The sequence below is a fragment of the Planomicrobium okeanokoites genome (assembly GCF_003428875.1).
Classification (GTDB): Bacteria; Bacillota; Bacilli; order Bacillales_A; family Planococcaceae; genus Planococcus; species Planococcus okeanokoites.
On the sequence record NZ_QQRS01000023.1, the window covers coordinates 1 to 6,672 of the forward strand.

8 protein-coding genes are annotated in these 6,672 nt (G+C 37.6%); all 8 read left to right on the forward strand.

Features of this window, described 5'->3' with window-relative positions; all coding sequences use genetic code 11:
• Positions 1-1,189 precede the first annotated feature (1,189 nt).
• The 8 genes from D2910_RS16635 (at position 1,190) to D2910_RS17000 (ending at position 6,565) form a co-directional block, all read left to right on the forward strand.
• The gene (locus D2910_RS16635) at positions 1,190-1,369 is read left to right on the forward strand and encodes a hypothetical protein (protein WP_117314291.1); all 180 of its coding nucleotides are present in this window, start codon (positions 1,190-1,192) and stop codon (positions 1,367-1,369) included.
• Positions 1,353-1,916, forward strand: a complete 564-nt coding sequence (locus D2910_RS16640) for a tyrosine-type recombinase/integrase (RefSeq protein ID WP_117314292.1) — start codon at positions 1,353-1,355, stop codon at positions 1,914-1,916. Before D2910_RS16635 ends, D2910_RS16640 begins: the two co-directional genes overlap by 17 nt.
• Positions 1,917-2,290: 374 nt before the next feature.
• Positions 2,291-3,304 carry a replication initiation protein gene (locus tag D2910_RS16645; RefSeq protein ID WP_117314293.1) on the forward strand — a complete coding sequence of 338 codons (1,014 nt, stop codon included), beginning with the start codon at positions 2,291-2,293 and terminating at the stop codon, positions 3,302-3,304.
• Positions 3,305-3,386: 82 nt separating this feature from the next.
• The gene (locus D2910_RS16995; protein WP_165850212.1) at positions 3,387-3,554 is read left to right on the forward strand and encodes a hypothetical protein; all 168 of its coding nucleotides are present in this window, start codon (positions 3,387-3,389) and stop codon (positions 3,552-3,554) included.
• A 331-nt stretch (positions 3,555-3,885) separates the two neighbouring features.
• The gene (mobV, locus tag D2910_RS16650) at positions 3,886-4,950 is read left to right on the forward strand and encodes a MobV family relaxase (protein WP_377280268.1); all 1,065 of its coding nucleotides are present in this window, start codon (positions 3,886-3,888) and stop codon (positions 4,948-4,950) included.
• A 268-nt stretch (positions 4,951-5,218) separates the two neighbouring features.
• Positions 5,219-5,461 carry a hypothetical protein gene (locus tag D2910_RS16655; protein ID WP_117314295.1) on the forward strand — a complete coding sequence of 81 codons (243 nt, stop codon included), beginning with the start codon at positions 5,219-5,221 and terminating at the stop codon, positions 5,459-5,461.
• Between the two features lie 242 nt (positions 5,462-5,703).
• The gene (locus tag D2910_RS16660) at positions 5,704-6,261 is read left to right on the forward strand and encodes a MerR family transcriptional regulator (protein ID WP_117314296.1); all 558 of its coding nucleotides are present in this window, start codon (positions 5,704-5,706) and stop codon (positions 6,259-6,261) included.
• 166 nt (positions 6,262-6,427) lie between these two features.
• Positions 6,428-6,565, forward strand: a complete 138-nt coding sequence (locus tag D2910_RS17000; protein ID WP_165850214.1) for a hypothetical protein — start codon at positions 6,428-6,430, stop codon at positions 6,563-6,565.
• Positions 6,566-6,672 lie beyond the last annotated feature (107 nt).

Sequence of the window (6,672 nt, forward strand, 5' to 3'; positions counted from 1 at the left end):
TGTGAATTAAGTTACATTCAAATGGTCGATTTCAAAAAACATTTAGAGCTTTTAGATGAATCTAAAACAAATCAAAAGAAGGTTCCTTTGTGTAAAGGAGCCTTCTTTTGGGCTCTTTGGGTGATTTATAACCTATCCCTGATTTTTAGTCGCTTCTCTTTTTTCAAAAAACTTTAAAATTGAAAGCGATGTAACTGACACTACAGGTATACCAATCAACAGGTACCATCCATTTTTAGGGAATACCATATTGTAAAAATACAAAAATAAAGTAACCCAAACGAATATTGCAAGGTATTTACCCATTTTATGCCGCCTTTCTCTTTAGTAGATGCTTATCCACCCATTATTCGGTACTTTATCCCTTTTATCTAGTTGTTTAGCGATTAATCTATATTTTTGATTTACTATGTTATGAAAGTGACCTTGGTAATTAAGTTAAGAGTAGTTTTCAATCGCATCTGAATGTAACTTATTAGCAATTAAGTTACATTCGAAACCTGTAAAACAAAAGAGTTGCAGATCTTAAAAAGATTCAGCAACTCTTTTGTATGTATGCTCATTTTTATAGCTGAAAGAGGTAAAACGAAAAGAAAATTAGAAATATAGCCAGGACTGTAAGAACACTGTTCGTTCTTTTACTGATCTCTTTGTTCAAAAATGAGAGTCTCCTAAAAAAAGCACTTAAGACATAAGCTAAAACACCTGCTAAAATAGCCCCTATTAACGTGCGGAAGTCATAAATATATTTATCAATATAACTGATGAGAATAATGGAGAAAGCAACAGAAAACCCATTCATATGGTACTTTAAGTTATATTCTTTATCGCTGTTCAAATTCATTTCGCCCCTTAGGTCAGCAAGTTTATAATTACTATACCAACTAAATTCCAATAAAGTTTCATTTTTTCAAATAAGAGGAATTTATTAGAGTTTTTTTGATGTTTTTGAATGTAACATAATACTAATTAAGTTACATTCAAAACCTTGATTCTATTGACTTCACCCAAAAAACGAGCGAAACTGAAATTGCTAGAAAAAAAGATACATTCAGATCCTTGCGTTTCCTGCGTTCGCTTTTCCTTGGCGGCGCTCTTTTTTCTTTTGGTCAAAATCCCTTGAGTAGTTCGCTACACACTGTTTCTTCTAAAAATAAAACCTTATTTACAAACAAAAGGAGGCAGCAAGATGTCCATGCGTATCCGATACCTAATCATATTTACGGTGAGCTTCGGTATGACCTTTTTCTTCCCCCGCGTTTTTGACGATTTATTCTTGCAGTTTCTTTTTGCCGGAATGATCACGGGCTTAACATGGCTCGGGCAGCCCACAGAAGGAGGCAAAACAAAAAATGACGAAACAAAGTGAGGTCAAAGACGTCCAGCCGATCCGATCGCTCGAAAAGATTGAGGACATGAAATGGAGCTTGAAGAAATGGTGCAGCGAACGGGATTATATCCTGTTTCTCCTGGGCATCAATTCCGGTTTACGTGTCGGGGATCTGTTAAAAATCAAAACGAGCGAAATCCAGGGCAAGAAAGTGGTATCGTTGCGTGAAGGCAAGACCGGAAAACGCCGGACCATCCACCTCGGCAACATTTACGAGGAACTGGATGCTTATATTCGTTCACTAGAAGGCGCTGAGTGGCTTTTTCCCAGTCGAAAGGGAAATAATCCAATTACACGTGTTCAAGCGTATAGACAGCTTCAGAAGGCCGCACAAATGGTCGATATCTCGGTTGGCATTGGCACGCATACTTTGCGCAAAACATTCGGCTATTGGCATTACAAGCAGTTCAAAGACATTGCTGAGCTGCAGAATATCCTTAATCATGCGCATCCGCAGATCACGCTGCGCTACATCGGCATCACCGACGAACAAATTGAGAGCAATTTAAAAGCGTTTCGCCTCTAAAACTCCCAGCATGTTTCTGCGGAGTTTTTGTTTGCTATTTTTTCTAGCAATGAACTTGATCTGTATTTTGTTCTTTTCTTTTTTCTTTTTATTTTTTCAAAATGAAATTTTGCCTATATATTATCTTTTAAAAGATTAATTACCTTAGTTATATTTAGGAGTGGCCTTGCGCCTTAGAGCCACAAGGGTTTGAATTCTTAAATGTGTAAATTACCTCCCTTTACTGTGTAAATTACCTCCCTTTACTGTGTAAATTACCCCCTTCAAATTGTGTATATATAAAAAAAATACACAATATAGATATATAAATGTATAATGAATATCAAGATACATAGTTCAGAAATTCATCATTTTGAAAAAGAGGGAGAAAAATAGTGAGAAAAAATCTTAAAACCCAATTAATTTCACATGAAAACTCAATCAGAAAAAGTAATGAATTATCAATGGCAAAATTAAATCAAGGCTTAACGCTGAATCAAATGCAATTATTGGCGTTTTCAATCTTTTGCACACAACAGAACGGCATAACAGAATTCCATAAAGCTGATTTTGAAAAGAAGTTTGGCATTCAAAAATACAAAACAGAAGATGCCAGAAAAGACTCGGATAAAGTAACAAGCGTAAAATTTGGTCATTGGGATCCAGAAAAAGATTACTTTGATTTCTGGAATGTCTTTAGAGGTATGAGATATCACGCCGGGGTTTTTCATTTCACTTGGACGGAAGAAATGATTCCTCACATTCTTGAGTTGAAAGATAAGTACATTACAACGGATTTAAACATTGCATCCAAATTTAAAAGTAGTTTCTCGTGGACTTTATATGATTACTTAAAAGCACACCATGGTTATTGGCATAAATTAATTTCTAAAGAAGATTTAATGCGTTTATTTGGAGTAGAAAAGATAAAAACATATGTTGATAATACTGCACAATTTAAGCGAGGTGTTTTGGACGTAGCAATTGCTGAAATTAACAAACACACAGAATTAGAGATTCGCTATAACGTGGAAAAAGAGGGGCGGGCAATCAGTGGATTCGATTTGATTTGGTCAAACGGTAAGAAGGTGACCAGCGCCACGAAGAAACAGATCAAAGAGATTCAAAGTCTCATCGATATTGTTTTTGATGATATGTTCCAATACGTGAATATCGACGACAAAGAGGATCGGCAGCGAGCAATTAATTTGATTCAAGAAATTGAAACCATGCGAGAATTTACGGATGAACTGATCGCCATTACAAGCGAAAAAGCAAATAACTTAATCCAAAAAGCGGTATGGAATTTCAGGGAACTGAATCGGTTGCTAGAAAAAAATCATCAATCGATCTCTACTGAATCGAGAAAGAAAATTAAATTTTATAACTGGCTTGAAGATAGAACTTAAAAGGGAAGAGGATTGTAATTGAGATACTGGAAAGAGATGGAAGTGTAGATTTCATAGAGAGTAATATCTTGGGAGGAAAGTTATGACTAAAAGAAAGAAGGGCTATTTAGAATTAATCTTTGTTTTAATTATTTTTGTGAGTGTAATATTTATTTTCGATTTTCCAAAAGCGGTGAGTTTCACAACTTTAGGGGTAGTGGTTATTGTTAATGTTTTAATTTTTGAAATTTTTATTTTCTCAAAAGATTAGGGGGCTTGGGATTTGCCACTTTTATCAAAAGGGGCAAGGTCTGGTCTTGAGGAAAAGGATGGCCGAGCAATCGGACCGTCCTTTTTTGCTGTTGATCTACGGAAAAGATAGCCGAAGCCGGCTGTCTTTTCTTGCCCTTGATCTACTGGGGAATGACCGTCCGTCCAGGACGATCAGCCCCATGCTGTTGAATTTGGGTGGGGCATCCGGAGGGATGCTGCCACTTGCTTTTGACCTTCGGTCTTACCCTCGGAGAGCACACCTTTATGGAATAAAGTATAGTGTGCTATACTTTACTTGGAAGTTGACCGAATTGAGGGGGCGTGTTTTTGTGAGTTTTGCTGTGGTACGGATGCAGAAAATGAAAAGTCCAGATTTAAAGGGCATGCAATTTCACAACCAGCGAGAACGGGAAAGTCGGACGAATCCAGACATCGATCCGGACCGTGAGCACTTGAATTATGATTTGCTGCATCAAGAGAAAATTGATTACAACAAACAAGTGAAAGCCATCATCGAAAGCCAAAAAGTAAGCGAACGGAAAACCCGAAAAGATGCCGTGCTCGTAAATGAGCTGCTGGTGACTTCGGACCGGAAATTTTTTGATGGATTGGATCCGGCTGAACAGAAACGATTTTTCGAGGAAAGTTATAAATTGTTTTCCGAACGCTACGGCAAACAGAATATCGCTTATGCGACGGTTCACAATGACGAGAAAACGCCTCACATGCATTTGGGCGTCGTGCCGATGCGTGACGGCAAACTCCAGGGCAAGAATGTCTTCAACCGGCAGGAATTGCAGTGGATGCAGGAAGAATTCCCGAAACACATGCAAAGTGTGGGTTTTGAAGTCGAACGGGGCATTGCTTCTGACCGGAAACACATCGAAATGAGCCGTTTTAAGGCATTGACGCTCAATGAAGAGATTAAAACCCTTGAGAAGGAAACAGATGCCCTCAGAAACGCGCTGTCGGCTTCTAAGAAGGTCGATGAGCTGCAAGTCAGCAAACCCTCTCTCTTTGACCGGAATCACGTGAAATTGCCGGTAGAGGACTTCGAAGCACTTAAAGCAAGAGCCAAGGCCACCGAAGCCATCGAAAGCACCATTGAAGCTCATGAAAAGCGTTTTGACGATATGGTTGATAACGTGATCACCAGCGATCGGCAGCTGGATCAGGAAAAAATAAAAACGGCGCAGCTGCAGAAAGAAAATAGCCGGCTGAAACAAGAAAATCAGGAGTTGCAAAAGGAAAATAAAACGTTAAAAAGTCAGCTGAACGTGCTGATGGAGTTTGCAAAATCCCAGCTGGAGAAATTCAAAGAATGGCAAAAAGAGCGTCAGCAAGAAAAACAAAAAGAGATTGCTAGAAAAAGAGACCAAGAGTTGGAACGATAAAAGATATGAAGAGTCTTCACGCAGAGTGCCCAGTTATACACCACCTCTAAATCGGGGTGGTAACGGGGATTTACTTGTCGCCTTCGGATGTAAAAAAATAAGAATGATTCGTTCGATAATTTGGCTTGAAATAAAAAAACGTACGCAAAGTGGATAACCACATTTGTGGACGTTTTTTTTATTCTTTCAATGTGTGGAATTTAAATTATATATACAGATAATTCGGATATCTATATACTAAAAATTAGCAGAAGAGGAGGTAGTTGGAATGAATAAAAGAGGAGCTGGAGTTATATTTATCGTAATCTCAGCAATTTTAATTTGCTCCAAATATATTGCAGCAGCTATATTTGGCAGCAACGTAAATACCTGGGATGAAGAAATGTTTCAATACATGCTTTCTTACATCGGCAGTACCTTAAATACGCTAAGTATTTGTGCATTATTGATCGGAATTGCTTATATTTGTTGGGCTGAATATGAAGGGATAAAATCCAAGAAATCAATCTAATTGTTAAATCAAAAGAACAATAGTATCGGCTACCTTTTATTACCTTCAACTTAAAGATTTAGTTTACATATCCCGAATTATCGGCAGTTCGATAACAAAAACCTAGAGAAGATGCTGGTCTGCAGCACCTTCTTTTTCATTTTTTCTAGAAATCCTTTGAAATCAGTATCTTTCAGCCTAAAAGAAGCATAAAATAAAGCTACATTTAAACTTAATTAAGGCTAAATTTAAGGGGTGAAAACGTGCGAATTCCAATCAGTAGACTCGTCAAAGAGCTGAATCTTGAAGCCCATCAACTTCGGGAGTGGGAGAAACGAGATTGGCTTGGTGAAGTAGGAAAAGACCCGAAACAGAATCACCAACGGGTTTATACGGAGGAACAAGTGGAACGGATCCAGTTGATTTCTCAACTCATTCAAGCGCAAAGAGCGAAAGGCATTAAGCGGACAGACTTCGAAGAAGTAGAAGCTCATTTGTTAGAACAGTTCGGTGGAGAAGTAAAACGAATGGACACCGATTTGGTGGTTGCTCCGCAATCGCTCAATCAGATTGTCGAATTGCTGATGGGCCAGAACCAGAAAATCAACGAGCTGCAGCAATTCATGCAACAGCAGCCAAAACAACAATTACCGGATCCCGTAGACCACACAGAAGTGCTTGAGGACATGAAAACCGAATTGAAAAAGAGCCAGGAACGGGAAGAACAATTGTTGGCCATCGTCCAACAACTGCAAACCGATCTAAACGAATTGAAAAAAGCCCCGGCAAAATCCAAGTGGAAGTTTTGGGACAAAGACTAGGTTTTGAATGTAACTTATGTGCAGATAAGTGACATTCAGAACTAATAGATTTGCAAAGAAATATTTTCGTTCAACTAGAAAAAGACATTCATATTTTAGGACAGGAAACCGGAACAACTTTGTTTTATATAAAGTGAAAAAAATTAATATTTTATGGAGGTTCAAAATGGATTTTATCGTAGGGCTTGCTATTTTAATAGTTATTGGTATTTCTTCAAGCAACATCGAAAGAAGATTGAAATCGATTGACGAGACTAACAAACGTGTAATTGAAGTTTTGGAAGAAATTAAAGATAAAAAATAACATGATAAGAGATAAATGAATGTAACTTATTGTGAATTAAGTTACATTCAAATGGTCGATTTCAAAAAACATTTAGAGCTTTTAGATGAATCTAAAACAAATCAAAA